At 67.3% G+C, this 17,125-nt stretch carries 13 protein-coding genes; 6 read left to right on the plus strand and 7 right to left on the minus strand.

Annotated features, from left to right (window positions below):
• Window positions 1-192: 192 nt before the first annotated feature.
• From TVB01_RS05300 to mutM, 4 genes are all read left to right on the plus strand, one after another.
• Window positions 193-759, plus strand: a complete 567-nt coding sequence (locus TVB01_RS05300; protein ID WP_422454683.1) for a YceD family protein — start codon at window positions 193-195, stop codon at window positions 757-759.
• 2 nt (window positions 760-761) lie between these two features.
• Complete coding sequence (gene rpmF / locus TVB01_RS05305; protein WP_055240805.1) at window positions 762-965, plus strand: 50S ribosomal protein L32; 204 nt, start codon at window positions 762-764, stop codon at window positions 963-965.
• An 81-nt stretch (window positions 966-1,046) separates the two neighbouring features.
• A complete protein-coding gene (gene rnc / locus TVB01_RS05310; RefSeq protein ID WP_422454685.1) occupies window positions 1,047-1,772 on the plus strand; it encodes a ribonuclease III in 726 nt (241 codons plus the stop codon).
• Between the two features lie 6 nt (window positions 1,773-1,778).
• Entirely contained in the window at window positions 1,779-2,741 is a 963-nt protein-coding gene (gene mutM / locus TVB01_RS05315; RefSeq protein WP_422454687.1) for a bifunctional DNA-formamidopyrimidine glycosylase/DNA-(apurinic or apyrimidinic site) lyase, read from the plus strand.
• Window positions 2,742-2,748: 7 nt separating this feature from the next.
• Here the strand turns inward: mutM and TVB01_RS05320 are convergent, their stop codons facing one another.
• The 4 genes from TVB01_RS05320 to TVB01_RS05335 are packed head-to-tail and all read right to left on the minus strand — an operon-like array spanning window position 2,749 to window position 8,210.
• Window positions 2,749-3,567, minus strand: a complete 819-nt coding sequence (locus TVB01_RS05320) for a serine hydrolase domain-containing protein (RefSeq protein ID WP_422454689.1) — start codon at window positions 3,565-3,567, stop codon at window positions 2,749-2,751.
• A gap of 10 nt (window positions 3,568-3,577) precedes the next feature.
• Window positions 3,578-4,564 (minus strand): NAD-dependent epimerase/dehydratase family protein, encoded by a 987-nt coding sequence (locus TVB01_RS05325; protein ID WP_422454691.1) that lies wholly within the window; start codon window positions 4,562-4,564, stop codon window positions 3,578-3,580.
• Window positions 4,561-7,191 carry an alpha/beta fold hydrolase gene (locus TVB01_RS05330; RefSeq protein WP_422454692.1) on the minus strand — a complete coding sequence of 877 codons (2,631 nt, stop codon included), beginning with the start codon at window positions 7,189-7,191 and terminating at the stop codon, window positions 4,561-4,563. The genes TVB01_RS05325 and TVB01_RS05330 overlap by 4 nt, the downstream gene beginning before the upstream one ends.
• Window positions 7,185-8,210 (minus strand): 3-oxoacyl-ACP synthase III, encoded by a 1,026-nt coding sequence (locus TVB01_RS05335; RefSeq protein ID WP_422454693.1) that lies wholly within the window; start codon window positions 8,208-8,210, stop codon window positions 7,185-7,187. Before TVB01_RS05335 ends, TVB01_RS05330 begins: the two co-directional genes overlap by 7 nt.
• A 213-nt stretch (window positions 8,211-8,423) precedes the next feature.
• Between TVB01_RS05335 and smc the strand changes: the two genes are divergently transcribed.
• On the plus strand, window positions 8,424-12,032 hold the full coding sequence (gene smc / locus TVB01_RS05340; protein ID WP_422454695.1) for a chromosome segregation protein SMC: 3,609 nt from the start codon (window positions 8,424-8,426) through the stop codon (window positions 12,030-12,032).
• Between the two features lie 4 nt (window positions 12,033-12,036).
• Here the strand turns inward: smc and TVB01_RS05345 are convergent, their stop codons facing one another.
• Together TVB01_RS05345 and TVB01_RS05350 are read right to left on the minus strand one after the other, a co-directional pair.
• Window positions 12,037-12,768, minus strand: coding sequence for a glutamine amidotransferase (locus TVB01_RS05345; protein WP_422454696.1), 732 nt, complete (start codon window positions 12,766-12,768; stop codon window positions 12,037-12,039).
• The gene (locus TVB01_RS05350; RefSeq protein WP_422454697.1) at window positions 12,765-14,003 is read right to left on the minus strand and encodes an MFS transporter; all 1,239 of its coding nucleotides are present in this window, start codon (window positions 14,001-14,003) and stop codon (window positions 12,765-12,767) included. Before TVB01_RS05350 ends, TVB01_RS05345 begins: the two co-directional genes overlap by 4 nt.
• Before the next feature lie 119 nt (window positions 14,004-14,122).
• Here TVB01_RS05350 and ftsY point away from each other — a divergent pair, with 119 nt between their 5' ends.
• Window positions 14,123-15,313: a signal recognition particle-docking protein FtsY gene (gene ftsY / locus TVB01_RS05355; RefSeq protein WP_422454699.1), complete on the plus strand. Its 1,191-nt coding sequence runs from the start codon at window positions 14,123-14,125 to the stop codon at window positions 15,311-15,313.
• Between the two features lie 81 nt (window positions 15,314-15,394).
• On the opposite strand, the gene TVB01_RS05360 is transcribed toward ftsY, so the two are convergent.
• The gene (locus TVB01_RS05360) at window positions 15,395-17,095 is read right to left on the minus strand and encodes a hypothetical protein (protein ID WP_422454701.1); all 1,701 of its coding nucleotides are present in this window, start codon (window positions 17,093-17,095) and stop codon (window positions 15,395-15,397) included.
• Window positions 17,096-17,125 lie beyond the last annotated feature (30 nt).

Raw genomic sequence — 17,125 nt, forward strand, 5'->3', positions numbered from 1 at the left:
AATCCGGCGTCGGACTGTTCCTGCCTTAGACTGGTAAAGGATGGCCGCGCCGGGTACCGCCCGCCGCGCGGCGAAGTGGCCCTGGATGGCCGGTTTGAGAGATTCCCCCCGGTCAGGCTAAGATGATATGTCGGTCTATGTTCTACAGGAGTTCTCATTAGCGTTTCATCGCGGTCATATCCGAGTTCCCCCTTGGCAGTAAATGTCAAGGATCTCGGGCGCAGCCCGGGAACCATGCGGACCATGCATGAGCATGTGCCGGCACCGAAAGACTTCGGTGTTGCGCTGATCGGCGTACCTGATGGATCGGACCTTGAGCTCGATCTGCGGTTTGAGGCCGTGCACGAAGGGATTTTGGTATCCGGAACCGCTGTTGTTCCCGTCAGGGGAGAATGCGGACGGTGCCTGACGCCCATCGCGTACGACCAAGACGTCGATGTGCAGGAACTCTTCTACTACGAGGACGCTGAGTCCTTCGGAGAAGAAGAGGAAGAAGAGCAACGCCGGATCGAGCGAGATGTCATCGATCTTGAACCGGTTTTGCGGGACGCAGTGGTTATTTCCCTGCCGTTCCAGCCGGTGTGCCGGGAGGACTGCGAAGGCCTTTGCCCCGAATGCGGGGTGCGCCTTGAGGAGGATCCGGGTCACCACCATGAAGTCGTGGATCCTCGCTGGGCAGCCCTCGCCGGGTTGACTGGCACCGCCGCTGACAACGAAGCGGCAAAAAGTACAGAGTCAGACGAGAGAGAAGAGAGTTAGTCGTGGCTGTTCCCAAGCGGAAAATGTCCCGCTCGAATACGCGTGCACGCCGGTCCCAGTGGAAGGCAACTGCGCCCAACCTGGTGAAGACCGTTGAGAACGGCCGCGTTACCTACAGCCTGCCTCACCAGGCCAAGGTCGTAACCGACTCTGCAGGTACCGCGCTGTTCCTTGAATACAAGGGCCGCAAGGTAGCGGACGTCTAAGACCAGTGTTTGCCCCTTTTGCCGCATGCCGTCAAGGCAGGCAGCGGAGGGGCGCACTGCTTTTCGGGGCAAAATCACCAAGTGAAAAACACTGAAGAGCTTCTGAAGCGTCTCGGCGTCGATATCGATGCCGCGCCGCTTCGTCTTGCGCTCACCCACCGGTCCTACGCCTACGAACACGGCGGAATCCCCACGAATGAAAGGCTGGAGTTCCTCGGCGACTCCATCCTGGGCTTTTCCGTGACGGACGCCCTGTACCGGGATAACCCGGATCTCTCCGAAGGCGAGCTCGCCAAACGGCGTTCCGCCGTCGTGAGTACCAAGGCCCTTGCCTCTGTAGCCCGCCAGCTGAACGTCGGCGACTGCATCCTCCTCGGACAGGGCGAGAAACTTACCAACGGCAAGGACAAGTCCTCCATCCTTGCCGACACCACCGAAGCCCTGATCGGGGCCGTGTACCTGTGCCATGGCATGGAAACCGCGCGTTCCATGGTCATGCGCCTGATCGGTCCGCTGCTCCAGGACGCGGAAGCCCTCGGAGCCGGCACTGACTGGAAGACCAGCATCCAGGAAATCGCCGCCGCCCGGAAACTGGGTGACATCGAATACCGCGTTACCGGCTCCGGTCCGGACCATTCCCGCAGCTTCGTGGCCGTCCTGCACATCGGCGGCCGCGCGTACGGCACCGGAACAGGGCGCTCCAAGAAGGACGCCGAACAGGAAGCCGCCGCTGATACCTGCAGGCTTCTGCGCGAAGCAGGCACGCTGCCCCTGCCCGGCGGGACGTCCGCCCCCGCCGGCGCTTAACCTGCCGTGCCCGAGCTGCCCGAAGTCGAGGTAGTCCGCCGCGGACTGGCCCGCTGGGTGCGTGGCCGCACGATCCTTCACGTAGAGGTCCTGGACCCGCGCTCCGTCCGCCGTCACGCCCCCGGCCCTGAGGACCTGCGCGGCAACCTGGAAGGCGCCCGTGTCCTGGACGTAGCGCGGCGCGGCAAATTCCTGTGGATGCCGCTCGTGGAAGCCACAGCGCCCGACGCCGCCCCGCCGTTTGCACTCATGGCGCACCTGGGCATGAGCGGGCAGCTGTTAATGGAGGACTCAGCCCTGCCGGATGAAAAACACCTTAAGGTCCGGTTCACGCTCAGCCCCGCCGTGGACGATGACGGCGTTCCCATGCCCGCAGAACTGCGCTTCGTGGACCAGCGGATCTTCGGCGGGGTCTTCCTGGCCGATCTGCTGCCCACTCCTGACGGGGAACCCGGAGGGCTGTCCGAAACCGGACTGGCCCTGGTTCCCTCTGAGGCAGCGCACATTGCCCGTGATCCGCTGGATCCAGCGTTTTCCTTTGACGATTTCTACCGCCGGCTGCGCGCACGGCGCACTGGCATCAAGCGGGCGCTGCTGGACCAGGGACTGGTCTCCGGCGTGGGAAACATCTATGCGGATGAAGCCCTGTGGGCCGCGAAGCTGCACTTCGCCCGCCCCACCGACACCATGCGCCGGGCGGACGCGCTGCGCCTGGTGGAAGCAGCCCGGGACGTGATGCTCCGGGCACTCGGAGCCGGCGGAACCAGCTTCGATTCGCTGTACGTCAATGTCAACGGCGCATCGGGCTACTTTGCCCGGTCGCTGAACGCCTACGGTCGGGAAGGCCAGCCGTGCCCGCGCTGTGAGGCAGCCGGCCTCCCCACCCTGATCCGGCGGGATTCCTTCATGAACCGGTCGTCCTACTCCTGCCCGGTCTGCCAGAAGCGTCCGCGGAAAGGACGCTGGTAGCGGCCGTTTAGCGGTCCTTCAGCTCCGCGGCCAGTGCGTCGTTGAAAACCGGCCACGTCTCGGCTGCCCAGGGCCCGAAATCCCGGTCGGTGAGGGCCACCGCAGCGGTTTTCAGCTCCGGATCCACCCACAGGAAGGTCCCCGACTGTCCGAAGTGCCCGAAGGTCTGCGGGGAGTTGGACTGTCCCGTCCAGTGCGGGGATTTGCCGTTGCGGATCTCGAACCCGAGCCCCCAGTCGTTTTCCTGCTGCCGGCCGAAGCCAGGCCCCACGCCGGCCAGCCCGGGAAACACCACGGACGTGGCAGCGGCCAGTGAGTTTGCGGAAATCAGCCGGGGATTCTGCAGTTCGGCAGCGAATCGGGACAGATCCGCCACGGTGGAGACCGCGCCGGCAGCGGGGGAGCCGTCCAGGGACGTGTGCTTCATGCCGAGCGGCGTCAGGACTGCCTCAGAGAGGTAGTCCGCGAACGCGATGCCCGTCGCCTCTTCCAGGTGCTCGCCAAGCACCTCAAACCCCGCGTTGGAGTAGAGGCGACGGGTTCCGGGCTCGTAGCGGACTGTTCGGTCGCCAAAGTCGTAGCCGCCGGTGTGGGCGAGCAGGTGCCGGATAGTGGAACCTTCCGGGCCCGCCGGATCGTCCAGTGCAACGGCCTCTTCTTCCAGCGCCACCTGGAACGCATAGGCGGTCAGCAGCTTGGTGACGGAGGCCAGGGGGAAGCGCCGCTGCTGGTCGCCGGCGGTTCCGAGGACGGTCCCGTCGGCACTGACGACGGCGGCGGAGACGTTTTCTGCGGGCCAGGACTGGGTTTGTTCGAGAGTCTTCATCCCTGCCATCCTATGCGGCGTAGTGCTTGGCCAGCCGGGCCATGCCTTCCTCGACGGAGACTTCCGGCTCCCAGTCCAGCACCGCCCGGGTGAGCCGCTGGTCAAACCAGTGGGAGGTGGAGAGCTGCTCAGCGAGGAACCGGGTCATGGGAGGTTCGTCCTCCACGAGTCCGCGGGATCCGGCGGCGAGCCAGGCTCTTTCGAGAACGCTGCCGGCACCTCGCGCAAGCCAGCCGGGAACGCTGAGGGACGGCGCCGGAATGCCGGCGGCAGCGCAGATGCCGCTGATCATTTCCCGGACCATGCGCGGCTGGCCGTTCGTGACCACCAGCGCCTGCCCGTGGGCATATTCCATCCGGTCCAGCGCGCGGGCAATGGCTGCTGCGGCGTTGTCCACGTACGTGGTGTCGATCAGGGCAGCGCCTCCGTCGAGCAGGGGCAGCCGCCCGGAGCGCGCCCGGTCCATCACGCGTTCCACCAGCTGGGTGTCACCGGGCCCCCAGACGATGTGCGGCCGGACGGCAGCCACCCGGAAGCCCGGGGAATCCTCAGCCAGCGCCAGCAGCTCCGCGGCGGCCTTGGACCGGGCGTAGTACCCGCGGGCCCGCTCCGGATCCGCGGTTCCTGCCCCGGCGCCGGCAATCGGCTCACCGAAGTGGGCGACCGAGGGGGAGGACACAAACACGACGTCGCGTACCCCGGCAGCCCGGGCCGCGTCCAGGACATTGCGGGTGCCTTCAATGTTGACGGCCTGGAACTCGGACCACTCACCGGTGAAGGACACCTTCGCCGCCAGGTGCACGACGGCGTCCATTCCCGCCATGGCTGTGTCCACGGCCGTGCGGTCAGTGATGGAACCGGACACGGACTCCAGGCCGGGAACGGCTGCGGGGCGCCGCTGGAGGGTACGCACCGAGTGTCCCTGCCCGGCCAGGACGCCGGCGACGGCACCGCCGAGCAGGCCGCTGGCACCGGTGACGAGGATCCGCCGGCTCATCGGCGCGGCCCCGGTGCCGTGATCCGCCCACCGGCCAGGACCTGGCCGGCCCAAGTGCCCAGGGCTGAACGGTCAATCTTGGAGTTGTGGCGGATGTCGGTGGGCATCTGCGGCAGCACCAGCACGGCGGCCAGGTCCAATCCGCAGCGTTCCGCGACGGCGGCGCGGACGGCAGAGGCCAGGGACTCCTCGGCCGGTCCGGCCCTGCGGACACCGTCAGCGGTCTCTACTACGGCCACCGGTACCTGCGTTCCGGCCGGACCCACGCCAACCAGGGCAGCGAGCCGGACAGCGGGCACGGACTCGGCAGCCTGCTCCGCGGCGACCGGAGTAACCGGCCCTGCCGGGGTGGTGAGCACATGGCCCAGCCGGCCTTCAACCCACAGCCGGCCGTCGGCGTCGAAATGGCCCACGTCCCCGGTCCGGTGCCAGCCCGGCAGCGAACTGCTGTGCGCTTCGGTGATCCAGAGCCGGTCATAGCGGTCTTTGACATGCGGTGCGCTCACGAGGATCTCACCGGTGATCCCGTGCGCTTCGGAAATCTCGCTGCCGGCCGTTCCGTCTGCGGACAGCGGCGCGATCGCCACCCGGGCACCTGCCACGGCTGTGCCCACGCAGACACCGTTGCCGGTGCCGGCCTTGCGGATCTGTTCCAGGCTGATGTCCGTGACCGGCAGGGCTTCGGTCATCCCGTAGGGGGTGTGCAGGGCAGCAGCCGGAGTCAGGTCCTGCACCCGGGCCAGCAGCGGTTCCGGGATGGGAGCGCCGGCGGACAAGAGCAGCTCCACCGAAGCCAGCGCGGTGCGCTGGGCGGCGTTCAGGTCCCCGGCGGTGGCCAGCACATTGGCCAGTGCGGCAGGGGAGGCGAACACCGTGGTGGCCTGCACAGCTGCAGCGGCATCGGCCAGGGCAGCGGCGGTCAGGGTGCGCGGTGCGGTGACATCCATGTCCGGCGTCACCGACGTGGCGCCCAGTGCCGGTCCCAGCAGGGCAAACGGTGCGAAACCGGCCACGAGGGAGGACCCCGCCTTCAGGTTGTACGTGCGGCGCAGGGTATCCCGCATGGCCGCGAGACAGCGGTGGGTGTAGACGGCCCCCTTCGCCGGTCCGGTGGAACCGGAGGTGAAGAGCACGGCGGCGTCGGCGTCGGGATCGACCTGCCAGTTGGGGACGGCTTGTCCGGTGCCTGCTGCGGTCAGTTCCGCCACCGTGTGCGCTGCGCCCAGCAGGCGGCGCTTGGCGGGGGAAGCATCGCCTGCCAGGACACGGAGGCCGGGCCAGCCGAAGATCCGTGCGCCGGTCAGGCCGCGTTCGATTCCCACGATGAAGTCCGGCCCCGCGCCCTTGATGGCACGGCTCAGGCCCTTGGACCCAAGACCTGCGTCGGCGACCACCACTACGGCGCCCAGCCGCAGGCAGGCGTAGATGAGAGTGGTGAGTTCGCTGCCCGGCGGAACCAGCAGGTTCACCCGGCTTCCCGGGCGGACCCCGATGCCCGCCAGCCCGGCGGCCAGGGCATTGACCCGGACCCCCAGTTCGGCCCAGGACAGGACCGCGGGCGCTTTCCCGGACGCAGCCGGGGCCATGTCGACGACGGCGGGGGAATGGTCCTCGCTGCGCTCGTCCAGTTCGGCGAGCATCGGACGGAACGCGTCCGGACTTTGCGCAGGCGTTCCGGCCTGGGGCGTTTTCGCCGCCTGTCCGGCAGCGGAATCCAGCCAGGCCAGGATCGGGCCCGCAATGTCGCGGTCCTCTCCGACCAGATGCCCTGCGCCTTCGTAGCGGTGGACGTCCAGGTGCGGCATCCGGTCCTGCAGGTCGCGCAGGTAGCGGTCCGAGAACACCGGGTCCTTCGGCCCCCAGAGTGCCAGCGCCGGGACCTTGAGCCGGCGGATTCCCTCGGCGACCCGCTCCAAGGCACGGTAGCTGGGGTGCGTTTCATCGGCGGGGATGTCAGCTACGAAATTTCCGACGCCGGCCCGGCGGCCTGCCCCGCGGTACGGTGCGGCAAAGGCGGCACGCACCTCCGGTGCCAGGGCGGGCTGGGCGAGGGAATGGGTGACGCGGATAAAGGCATCCGTGCTCACGGTGCCCCACCCGTGGACCGCCGGGTGCAGGGCCAGCCGGAGGGCAGGGGGCAGGGAGAACCCGGCCGGGTGCACGGCGGTGTTGGTGAGGACCACCCCGGCAAGCTGTTCCTGGTGCCGCAGCGCCCAGCCGAGGGAAATGATCCCTCCCCAGTCGTGCCCAACCGTGACGACCGGTCCGGAGAGCTCCAGGGCAGAGGTGAGGTTGTCCAGGTCCGTGATGCGGTCGGCCAGACGGCGGAACGTCCCGGTCCGGGCAGAGAAACCCATATCCAGCTGGTCAACGGCGATGACCCGCCAGGGCTTTTCCGCCGCGCTGCCGGCGGCCATCAGGGAACGCCACAGATAGGACCAGGTGGGGTTGCCATGGACGCAGAGCAGAGTCCCGGCGGGTTCTGCGCCCCTGGACTCAAGGTCCGCAGCGTTATCGAGCAGATGCCACTCATGGACGGTTCCGGGACGGTCGACAGCCGCGGTGGAGGGCACCCGGACAGAGCGGGACCAGGCGGCCGGAACACCGGGCCAAAGCTCAGTTACCACGCGATTTCCATCATGGTGGTGTTCAGGCCTGATCCCACGCCCATGCACAGCACCCGGTCCCCGGGATGCAAGGTCCGGGCTTCCCGGGCCAGGGTCATCGGCAGGGACGCGGGCCCCACGTTGCCCCATCGGGGGAAGGTGATGGGCACCTTTGTCCGGTCCAGGTCCACTGCCTTGATGATGGCGTTCGTGTAGGAGTTGGACACCTGGTGGGTGACGTAGCGGTCCATGCCGCTCCAGTCCCAGCCGTTGTGCTGGGCTTCGTGCCAGGCGGTCACCACAAGGTCGAGCCCGCCCTCCAACAGGCCCTTGGTGTCGGTGTACATGCCGCCTTCACCGCCGACGCAGAGCTCATGGTGTTCGGTTCCGGCACGGGATACCCCGCCCAGGATCCGGTGTGAACCGGGGTTAGCGCCGGCCCGGCCGATCACTGCGGCTGCTGCGCCGCTGCCGAGGGTCAGCGTCGCGAACTCCCGCAGGTAGTCCTGGCGGGTGGAATCTTCCCGGTTCAGACGCCCGAAGGTGGCTTCCTGCACACCCTGGGAGTCCTCGCCGGCGACGATCAGGGCATAGTCAATCTGGCCCGACTCGATCATGTTGGCGGCCATGGTGATGCCGTTGACAAAACCGAGGCACGCGTTGGCCAGGTCAAAGTTCAGTGCCGAGGACGGGAGTCCGAGATGATGGTGGATCTTCACGGCGACCGACGGTTCCAGGTTCTTGCGGGTCACGGAGGTGTTAATCAGCAGCCCGATCTGGGAGGGCTCAACCCCCGCCTCGGCCATTGCCTTGGCGCCCGCCTCGATGGCGCCGTCCTCGAACGTTGATCCCGGCGCCCACCAGCGGCGCTCGCTGACCCCGGCCACCCGTTCCAGGAGACCCTTGGACAGCCGGAGCCGTTTCAGGGACGGTGAGAGCCGCTCATCGAACTCCTGTGACGTGACCACCACGGGCGCTTCTACGCTCTTGACGCTCAGGAGTGCGGTGTCGGTGTGGTGGAAGTTGAAGTTCCCGCTCAAAATGCCTGCCTTGTCTACTGCCAAAAAGATCGCTCTCCGGGCCCGGTCGCAGCCCGCAACGGAGCTGTCGAACCATATGATTCTTGTAGAAGCCTACTTTCCTGCCCGGCCCGGAACGCGCGAAATCCAGGATTACGCTCTGCGAGTACTGCGGTTAAGTGTGGGGCACCGCCTGGCTTTAGGGAATCTTCCACAAACGAGAGACAGAGGCCAGTGCACTTAAAAACCCTCACGATGCGGGGCTTTAAATCCTTCGCGTCGGCTACCACCTTCGAGTTCGAGCCCGGGGTGACCGCCGTCGTCGGCCCCAACGGCTCGGGCAAGTCCAATGTGGTGGACGCCCTGGCCTGGGTCATGGGGGAGCAGGGGGCCAAGACCCTGCGCGGCGGCAAGATGGAAGATGTCATCTTCGCCGGCACATCCGGGCGGCCTCCGCTGGGCCGTGCCCAGGTCTCCCTCACCATCGACAATGCCGACGGCGCCCTGCCGATCGAGTACTCCGAAGTCACCATCTCCCGCACGCTGTTCCGTGCCGGAGGATCCGAGTACGCGATCAACGGGGCCCCGTGCCGGCTGCTGGATATCCAGGAGCTGCTCTCGGACTCCGGCCTGGGCCGGGAGATGCACGTGATCGTCGGACAGGGGCAGCTGGACAAAGTGCTGCACGCCTCTCCGGAGGACCGGCGCGGGTTCATCGAGGAAGCCGCAGGCATCCTCAAACACCGCCGCCGCCGGGAAAAGACGGTCCGCAAACTCGACGCGATGCAGGCCAACCTGGCCCGCCTGACCGACCTGACGTCGGAACTGCGCCGCCAGCTCGGCCCGCTGGGCAAACAGGCCGCCGTTGCCCGGCGCGCCAAGACGGTCCAGCAGGACGTCCGGGATGCCCGTGCCCGCCTGCTCGCCGACGACATCGTGACCCTCACCGCCGCCGTCGAACAGGATACGGCTGCCGAGAACGCGCTTCGGGAACGCCGGAAGGACGTCGAGCAGGCAGTCCAGGCCCAGGGCGCCCGGCTGGCAGAGCTGGAACGGCTGGCTGCCGTTGCGACTCCGCGCCTGAACACGGCCAGAGACACCTGGTACTCCCTGTCCACGGTGGCTGAGCGGCTGCGTGCCCTGGCAGCGCTTGCGCAGGAACGCCGCCGGCTGCTGGGATCAGACGAACCGGCGCCCGATCCGGGCCGGGACCCGGAGAAGCTGCAGGCGCAGGCCGCCCGGGTGCGCGCGGAAGCCGAAGAGCTCTCCCGCGAGGTCGAAGACCGTGAAGGCGTGCTCGAAGACGCCATGGAGATCCGCGCCGCTGCGGAGGAGGACGCAGCCGCCGAGGAGCGCCGGCTCACCTCCCTTCTCCGGGCCGCCGCCGACCGCCGGGAGGGCCTGGCACGGCTGGCCGGTTCCGTCGCGGCAGCGCGCTCGCGCGTGGAAGCGGCAGAGGCGGAACTGGGCAGGCTGCGCGCCTCCATCGCCCAGGGCGAGGAACGGCGGCGCCGGGCCGAGGAGGACTTCACTGCACTCGAACAACAGGCCGCAGGAGCCGAGGCCGCGGAAGAAAGCCTGGACACGGAGTATGAAGAAGCCTCCGCCGTCCTCGCATCGATTGAGGAACGGGTCCGGGAGCTGCAGGCCGAGGAGCACGCTGCAGTCCGCGACAGGGACACCCTGACCGCGCGGCGGGATGCACTCGCGGTCGGCCTGGACCGGAAGGACGGCACCCAGGAACTGCAGGAGGCAGGGCTCGACGGCGTCCTGGCGCCCCTGGCTGATCTGCTCACCGTCCGCCCGGGGTACGAACGCGCCGTCAGCGCGGCCCTGGGGCCCGCGGCTGAGGCGCTCGCAGTATCCGGGACGGAACCTGCGCTGGCTGCCCTGAGACTGCTCAAGGAATCCGGCGGAGGACAGGTGTCCCTGGTCCTGGCCGCAGGGGACGCTGCATCGCTGCCCGCGCCCGGCCACGGTGGGATGCCGGTGCTGCCTGAGGGTTGCCTCCATGTCCTGGAGGTAGTGCAGGCGGCACCCGGGGCAGATTCTGCAGTGCGCGCTTTGCTGCGCGGCGCCGTCGTCGTGAACACCTTGGAGGCCGCTGCCGCGGTGCTGGCCGAGGCTCCGGACCTGACGGCCGTCACCGTCGAAGGCGACCTGCTGTCCGCGTTCAGTGCCCGCGGTGGCTCCCCGTCTGCGCCGGGGCTGATCGAAGTCCAGGCTGCCGTCGAAGAGACGGAAGCCCGCCTTGCCGAAGCGACGGCGAGGGCGGAGGCAGCGAGGTTCGCGATTGCCGGCGCCGCGGCTGAGCGGGAAGCAGCCCAGGTGCGCGTGAACGCAGCCTTGGCCGGACTCCATGACTCGGATGCACGGCTGGCCGCTGTGGGTGAACGGCTCGGCGCACTCGGTTCGGTGCTGCGCTCGGCGTCGGGGGAGGCAGAACGGCTCACCCGCCTGGCTGCAGATGCGCAGGAGAACCTCTCCCGTGAACAGCAGGCTCTCGCGGCTGTGACTGAACGGCTGGCTGCGGCCCAGGGGGTGCGTGAGGATGCGGAAGAGCCTTCGACGGAGCGGCGGGATGCGCTGGCGCTGGCCGCTGCGCAGGCACGGCAGGCAGAAATGGATGCCAGGCTCTCCCTGAGGTCGGCCCAGGAGCAATTGACGGCCGTATCGGGCCGTGCAGAGTCGCTGGAACGGGCAGCAGCGGCTGAGCGCAGGGCCCGCGCAGCGGCGGCTGAACGGGCCCGGATCCGGGCTGCGCAGGCAGGCCGCGCCGCCGCTGTCGCCGAGGCGGCTGCCCAGGCCGCGCGCTGGGCCGGCGTTTCGCTCGAAGCAGCCGCCGCCGAGCGGGACCGCGCCGAAGCCGTCCGGGCCGAATGGGACGCTGAACTCACGACAGTACGGAGTGCCAGCGCTGAAGCAGCGGCGGAGCTGGCGAAGCTCACGGATTCGGTGCACCGCGATGAGCTGCTGCGGGCGGAAAAGCGGCTGCGGATCGAGGCTCTGGAAACGCGGGCGATTGAGGAACTGGGCATCACTGCCGACCGTCTGGTCGCCGAGTACGGGCCTGACCAGCTGGTGCCCGTGCCCGCCGGGACCACAGAGACCGCTGATAAATGGGCAGCGCTTCACGTCGCAGTGGACGACGACGGGAATCCGGTCACCGAGGGGGTGCCCTACGTTCGGGCTGAGCAGGAAAAGCGCCTCAAACGTGCCCAGCGGGACCTCAGTTCGCTCGGCAAGGTAAATCCGCTGGCGCTGGAAGAATTCGCGGCGCTGGAGGAACGCCACAAGTTCCTGAGCACCCAGCTGGAGGACCTGAAAGCTACCCGCAAGGACCTGATGGACATCATCCGTGAAGTGGACCAGCGGGTGGAGGAAGTCTTTGCCGAGGCGTTCCGGGACACGGCCGTACAGTTCGAGCGGGTCTTCGGGCGGCTCTTTCCCGGGGGTGAGGGCCGTCTGGTGCTGACGGATCCCCAGGACATGCTGACCACGGGCATCGAGGTGGAGGCCCGGCCGGCCGGGAAGAAGATCAAACGGCTCTCGCTGCTCTCCGGCGGTGAGCGCTCGCTGACCGCCGTCGCGCTGCTCGTGGCGATTTTCAAGGCGCGGCCGTCGCCGTTCTACGTGATGGACGAGGTAGAAGCCGCCCTGGACGACACCAACCTTGGCCGGCTCATCACGATTTTCGAGGAACTGCGCGAATCCAGCCAGCTGATCGTCATCACGCACCAGAAACGGACCATGGAAGTAGCCGATGCGCTGTATGGCGTTTCGATGCGCGGGGACGGCGTGTCGGCCGTCATCAGCCAGCGGCTGGACAAAGCAGGAGTCTGACCGGCTACCGCGCGTAGCGGGCGGTGAAATTGCGCAGGATCGCCGGTGGTGCGTCGACCTTGGCTGGCCGGACCGAGTCCATGACGGCCTCGGCCTCTTCAGGCGGGAAATACCCTGCATTGCGGTAGACCGAAATGCGCGTCAGCAGCCCGGCGACGTCCAGCTCGGGATGGAACTGGGTTGCGTAGAGGTTTGTCCGTACACGGAACATCTGCACCGGGCAGGTGGGGGACCCGGCCAGGTTCACGGCGTGGGCAGGCAGCTTGGACACCGCTTCCTTGTGGCCCACGAAGGCGTCGAACGTCCCGGGCAGCCCGGCCAGGAGCGGATCGGCCCGGCCATCGGCAGTGAGCGTGACGGGAACCGCCCCGATGGCTTCACCAAACTGCCGGTCCACGACGGCGCCCTGGTGGCGGCCGAGCGTCCCGACCCCGTAGCAGGCCCCCAGGAAGGGAAAGTCCCGGGCGACGACGCGGTCCAGCAGAGCGCTGAGCTCCTTTTCGACCCGGAGCTGCAGGGGCGTCTTGGACTCGTCCGGATCCGAGGAATTGAACGGGCTGCCGCCAATGATGATGCCGCTGTACTGGTCCAGGTCAATGTCCGGCAGGGGCGCTGCCTCCAGCCGGACGCGGTGCAGCTCCGCGGGCCGCAGGCCGCCGAACTGGAGATAGGACTCATACTCTTCCTCCGCAGCGTCGTCTTCGGCGCGGGAGGCAAGCAGCAGGAAGGGCTTCATTCCTCGATGGTAGTGCGGCTTCCGCGGGTCCGGGCCAACCTTTGCTCCGGAGCCAGTGTTTCGCGTGCGGAGAGCCACATCAGCAACGCCAGCGCGGCCACCGCTCCGGTGACTGCGAAGGCCCAGGTGTAGCCCAGCTGGTCTGCGAGCACGCCTGCCAAAATGGGGCCGATGATGGCTCCGGTGTCAGCGGACATTTGGAAGGCTGCCAGCACCTTGCCGCCGCTGCGTCCGCTGCCAACGACGTCGGCCACCGCGGCCTGCTGCGCCGGGTTCAGCAGCCCGGTGCCGAGTCCGGCGATGGCGGAGACGACCAGGAACATTGCCACGGTCCCGGAGAAGCCGATCGCCGCCGTCGCCGCTGCGTTGACTGCCAGGCCGGTGATGACCAGCGGCTTGCGTCCCCAGCTGTCGGCCAGCCGGCCGGAGAAGGTCAGCGCCAGCGCGGTCCCGGCCGCGAACGCCGTCAGGGAGATGCCGGCGATTTCCGGACCGGCGGAAAGCACCGCGGCGGCGAACAGGGGCAGCAGCGAGTTGCGCACGCCGAAGGATGACCAGCCGTTCGCAAAACTGGAGACCATCGCCGCCCGGTAAGCGGAGTCGGACAGGGCCTCCCGTACGGAAAGGTGCACGCGTTCGGGAGCTGTTCCGTCTGAGGCACCGGTGCCGCCGGCGTCGCGGAGCAGGAACGCCACGACCACGGCCGCGACCAGCAATGCCAGTGCATACACGAGGAACGGAACCCGCAGGCCAAAACCGGCCAGCAGTCCGCCGAGGAGGGGTCCGCCGATGTTGCCCAGGAGGAAGGATGAGGCATAGGCGCCCGAGATCCGGCCGCGGATGGCCGGCGGTGCCAGCCGGATGATCAGTGCCATGGCGGAGATCGTGAACATGGTCGAACCGATACCGCCCAGTCCCCGGAAGATCAGGAGCTGCCAGTAACTGCCGGCGAAGGCGCATGCCGCGGTGGACAGCGCGACGATCAGCAGGCCCATCACATAGACCGGGCGCTCACCGAGCTTTTCCAGCAGCGCTCCGCCTGCCGGCGCGAACACCAGCCGGGTGAAGGCGAAGGCGCTGACGACTACGGAGGAGGCAGCGACGCCGACGTTGAAGCTCTGCGCAAACTGCGGCAGCACCGGCGCCACCAGGCCGAAGCCGAGGGCAATGAGGAAGGCCGCAGCGATGAGGACCTTGATTTCGCGGGGAATGGGAATGCGGGGTGTGCTGGCCATGATGTTTTGATTCTCGCAGAGTCCGCGGGGTTTGCGCCCGTCCGCGTGAGGCATATCCAAGCCGGCGGCAGTTGCCGGACGGGTGCCGGGGCACGGTGCCGTATGACATGCTGGAAAGCGTGAATGAGACTCTTTCGATTGTGATCTATGTGGTCATTGGGCTTGCCGTGATCGGTTCCCTGGCGGCCCTGCTGGTACGAACCAGGCGTACGCCGAAGGGGATGTATCCCGCGACGCGCGACGCTGACGACCAGCCAGGAGGCAGCACCGCCGTCCTGGACAGGCCGGGAACCGCCGAAGCGGAACCCGATTCGTCGGTGATCGTCCCGGATGACCTTCGGGACCTCGAAGAAGCGGAAACCCCCGCGCCCGTCGTGGAGACCCCCGAACCGGTGCAGGGACGCCTGGCCCGGCTCCGCGCCAGGCTGGCCAAATCCAACAACGCCCTCGGCAAGGCACTGCTGACCCTGCTGTCCAGCGACAAGATCGATGAGGACGTCTGGGACGAGATCGAGGAAACGCTGCTCCTGGCTGACCTTGGCACCGAACCGACCATGGAACTGGTCGACGCCCTGCGCGAGCGGGTCAAGATTTCCGGCAGCCGCGACCCCGAAGAGGTCCACGCGATGCTTCGCGAAGAGCTGGTCAAGCTCGTGGATCCGTCCATGGACCGCTCCCTGGCTGTGGACCGCCATGCCGACAAGCCTGCCGTCGTCATGGTTGTTGGCGTCAACGGCGTGGGCAAGACCACCACCGTGGGCAAGCTGGCACGTGTGCTCGTGGCCGAAGACAAGGACGTCCTGCTCGGTGCAGCCGACACCTTCCGTGCCGCCGCCGCCGAACAGCTGGCAACGTGGGGACAGCGCGTGGGAGTTCCCACGGTGCGCTCCGACGTCGACGGCGCCGATCCGGCGTCCGTGGCCTTTGAGGCGGTCAAGGCCGGGATCGACGGCGAAGTCGACACAGTGCTGATCGACACCGCCGGCCGCCTGCAAAACAAGGTCGGCCTGATGGACGAGCTGGGCAAGGTCAAGCGCGTTATCGAGAAGCAGGCCGAGGTAGATGAGGTCCTGCTGGTTCTTGATGCCACCACAGGCCAGAACGGCCTCACCCAGGCCAAGGTCTTCGCCGAGGTCGTGAACATCACCGGCATCGTCCTGACCAAGCTCGACGGGACGGCCAAGGGCGGTATCGTCGTCGCCATCCAGCGCACCCTCGGTGTTCCGGTCAAGCTGGTGGGACTGGGCGAAGGCCCGGATGACCTGGCACCTTTCGACGCTGAAGCCTTCGTGGACGCCCTCCTGTCCTAGCAAGCGGCAGTCCCGGCACCCCGCGCAAAGAGAGCTCCCCGCACCGGATGGTGCGGGGAGCTCTCTGTGTCTGCTGCGGGGCTACTCCTGGAACGTGAAGTTCAGGACAGTCACGGTTCCGGCGGTCAGGGCGAATTCCTGTGTCTCCGAGCCGTAGGCGAACCCGGGCAGGGTCAGCCGTTCTGTGACCGGGACCGGCTCGGCCTTCTGCCCGTCGATCACGGTGCTGTCCTCAGAGGCATAGGAGGCTCCGGTCATTTGGGTCATCGCCGCGGTCAGGGGCTTGGCCGGGAGCTTCAGGCTCACCTGCATCTGGGCGTCCGTCTCGGGGTTGTTGGCGTTGACCAGGACAACGCTGATGCTTCCATCGTCGTGATGGACGGCGTAGGAGTGGCTGAGACCCCCGCCTTCCTCGCTGACCTGCAGGAACTGGCCCGGCGCCATCTCGGCGATCATGGACAGACCGAAGAAATTGGCTCGTTCCTCGACAACCCCGTTGGGCTGGAGATAGGCACCCCCGGCGCAGATGGCGGACATGGGCGGGCCGCCCTGGCAGGTGAGCAGCGAACTGTGGAAGCTCAGCCTGGTGATGCCAAGCTGGGCGGCACTGATGGAGTAGTCAGCCGCCCACAGGGCTGAAGCGTGGGTCTTGGTCGTTTCGTTGGAACCCGGGCAGGCGGAGACGCCGGTTTCAGTCAGCCACGTTTCCAAGCCTGCGGCGTCAGCCGGTTTCAGCGCTTCTCCGCGGTAATAGTCCGCGTGGTCATGAATGTTCTGGCTCATCAGGTTGGCCAGTATGGGCTCTCCCGTTGGGTCATTCTTCCCGTCACACGTGGAAAGCGGGTAGTGGTGGAACGAAAAGATCTTCTTCTGCGGCAGGTCTACGTTGGCAAACGGTTCCCACCAAGAGTGCGCATAAACGCCCGGCCCTACGATGGCGACATCTGGTGCACTCGCATAGATCGCATCGGCATAGGCCTTCAGCTCGACGAAATAATCATCGATGGTCCAGCCGGAATCACGCAGGCCGTTGCTTGCGTAGCCATTGGGCTCATTCCCAATCGTGATTCCCACCAGACGGTCGCCGAAGATCCTGTCGGCATGGGCGGCCATGTCTGCGGCACGGGCAGGATCGTAATTGCCAAGATCCACAGTGAGGTTGATGGTGGCGTCAAGAGCCGTTAGGAGCGTGTTGACCCGTTCCAGATCCGCGGGCGTCACTGCGCGAACGGGATGTGCCTTGTCTCCTTGGAGATTGCCGGGAATCGGCTCATTGGCCGAGGTCCAGAAGAACCTCCGGTCCACGGCGTTTCCGCCGAAACGCAGCAGGGGCTGTCCCAGGCCGCTGAGGGACTGCACCATTTCGGGGTTGTCGCCGGACATCGCGGGATCCGCCAGGTCCGTTGCCTCGAGTGAGAGGCCGACCAAACCCTTCGGCAGCGACGTGCCGGTAGTCGTGGCGCTGATATCCAGCGAAAGCGGGTCTACAGCATTCAGGGGAGATCCCTCGGGCGGGCCGGCCTGGTTGTAATAGGCGAACTCCGGCTCCGGGGGCAAAGTGGCCGCAGCGGCAATTGAGACTTTTTCACCCTCGGAAGAGTTCAGGGCGAGAGGGACGGCGATTCCAGCCGTCAGCAGGACGGCGCCCGCGACGCCGCCGGCAATCCATTTCTTCCTGCGAGCCTTAGTGGGGTCTGCGCGGCGGAGGCGCCTGGGCGGCTGGGCCCCGTTCGTGTCCGGCTGCTGTGCACGGCTTCCGCGCGCAGGATTCTGTTGGGGCATGGAAAAGTTCCTCAGGACGGGGACGGGAGT

The organism is Arthrobacter sp. 7Tela_A1 (assembly GCF_049311065.1).
GTDB lineage: Bacteria > Actinomycetota > Actinomycetes > Actinomycetales > Micrococcaceae > Arthrobacter_B.